Source organism: Mesorhizobium sp. M7A.F.Ca.MR.176.00.0.0 (assembly GCF_004023165.1).
GTDB lineage: Bacteria > Pseudomonadota > Alphaproteobacteria > Rhizobiales > Rhizobiaceae > Mesorhizobium.
The window spans coordinates 1-1,408 of sequence record NZ_RZTC01000266.1 but is presented as its reverse complement, the minus strand read 5'-3'; the positions used below and the strand labels follow the sequence as shown (position 1 = coordinate 1,408).

The window sequence follows — 1,408 nt, the reverse complement described above, 5'->3', positions numbered from 1 at the left end:
GAGCAGCGGGAAGATCATCGCGACCGGGAGGGTCAGCACAGTTCCGCTCCAGCCGACTTTGCCCACCACAATCGACAAGACGATCAGGACCGGCCCACGCCAGCGGTTACGGATCGAAGGAGACGACCGGCCGGGCGAGGCCGAGAAGGCCGCTATCCGGTACCGGTCCAAAATATCGGGAGTCATAGGAGCTCGCAAAGGATGAGTGGAGATAGAGATGGCCCGGCGGCACGGTGCCTCCGGGATAGGGATCGACCGCCCGGCCCTCCCCGTCCGTCTTGCGGACCCGGGACGAGCCAAGCACCTCGCCGTCGATCTCGACATCCTTGTCGATGTCGACGCGCTGGCCGGGGAGTGCTGCGACACTCTTGATGAGCGGGGCAAAGCCGCCGGCGCAGACGCCGCGCCGGAGATAACCGCGCTGCCGTGCTTTCTCGAACTGCGCCTCGGCCGGAGGGCAGATGAACACGAGATCCCCGACAATGGCGGGTCGATGAAGCGTCTCGATGCGCCAGATACCGAGCGGCTCGCTCGGCGTGAGATTCAGTCGAAAGCCGCCGATAAAACCGATCACTGCAAGAGCACCGACGACGCTGCCGGTCGCGGCAAGGAACACCGTGACACCGCGCCCCGTCATTGCTTCATCACCGGGGTCTGGCGCTGCGAGAGCGCCAAGTCGTCGGCCTGCTTCAGCGTTGCGGCAGTGCGCTCGCGTGCCGCGAGCTGCTGCGCGGTTCGCATCACCGGCCATGCCTCCTTCAGCCGTTCCTTTTCCTGGGGCTGGAGCCCTTCGGCGAGCTTGTCGAAGAGCTGACCTGCCGGATTGCGCGCGGCGTTGGTCAGCAGCGTGCGTTCGCCGAACCGTTCCGCCACCGCCTTGTTGAATCCGTCCACCTCGAGTTTGGCCTCGCGATTGCTGAGCACGTATCCCAGGGCTGCGGGAAGATCGTTGCGGTCGATCGCGTCGCGCACCCGTTCCAGCACGCTCCGCGCGGCAGGCGACAGCGCCGGAATGTCGATCGACACACGCTGCCGCAGCGTCTTCTCCTCGCCCTCGATCCGCTGCAGGGCGCTCTCACGCATCTGAAGATAGCGCTCGATGTCGTGCTTCAGCGCCGGCACGTTGACGTCGGCGACGCGGCGGGCTTCGCGGTCGGCTTTGCTGGCGAGAAGACCGGTCTTGCCGTTGAGCGAGCCGATCGATACCGGATTTATAGTGAGTTTCTGAAGCGTCTGCGATGCCGCTTGTCTGTCGGCAAGGACCGCGTCGAAGTTCATCGTCCGGAAGGCGGTCTCGGGATCGGCGAAGACGTAACGGAATCGCGTCGAGACCTCCTCCCACTGTTTCTTGAGGGCGGGATCGTCCGCGAGCTTCTGCTCGACGGCGTCGCTTAAGGGTATCGGGAAC

The 1,408-nt window shown here is 65.0% G+C and carries 2 protein-coding genes; both read right to left on the bottom strand.

All coding sequences use genetic code 11. The features are described 5' to 3' along the window. Positions 1 to 106: 106 nt before the first annotated feature. On the bottom strand, positions 107 to 637 hold the full coding sequence (gene traF, locus EOB59_RS34645) for a conjugative transfer signal peptidase TraF (protein ID WP_095482581.1): 531 nt from the start codon (positions 635 to 637) through the stop codon (positions 107 to 109). After that, positions 634 to 1,408: BID domain-containing protein (locus EOB59_RS34640; RefSeq protein WP_164895854.1), on the bottom strand; the 775-nt coding region annotated here is incomplete at its 5' end. The genes traF and EOB59_RS34640, both read right to left, overlap by 4 nt.